General features: G+C 64.2%; 1 protein-coding gene. It reads right to left on the bottom strand.

Annotated features, from left to right (window positions below; translation table 11 throughout):
- Nucleotides 1-318 (bottom strand): hypothetical protein (locus HMPREF2822_RS13765; RefSeq protein ID WP_232755711.1); only part of this gene is annotated, 318 nt, incomplete at both ends.

Genomic DNA, 318 nt, shown 5'->3' with positions numbered 1-318 from the left:
GTCTTCCGTCGGGTCCTCTGTCGGGTCTTCCGCTGGGTCCTCCGTTGGCTCTACCGTCGGGTCCTCTGTCGGGTCTTCCGTTGGGTCTACCGTCGGATCGTCCGTCGGGTCCTCGGTGGGGTCAACTGTCGGGTCCTCGGTTGGATCTTCCGTCGGGTCCTCGGTTGGATCTTCCGTCGGGTCCTCAGTTGGATCTTCCGTCGGGTCCTCAGTCGGGGTTTCCGTCGGGTCCTCAGTCGGGTCTTCCGCTGGATCTTCCGTTGGGACCTCCGTTGGGACCTCCGTTGGGTCTTCCGTCGGGTCCTCTGTCGGGTCTTC

This window comes from Corynebacterium sp. HMSC062E11, assembly GCF_001811845.1.
In the GTDB taxonomy this organism is placed as follows: Bacteria; Actinomycetota; Actinomycetes; order Mycobacteriales; family Mycobacteriaceae; genus Corynebacterium; species Corynebacterium hesseae.
Note: the sequence above shows the minus strand (reverse complement) of the source record. Positions and strands in the feature narration are given on the sequence as shown.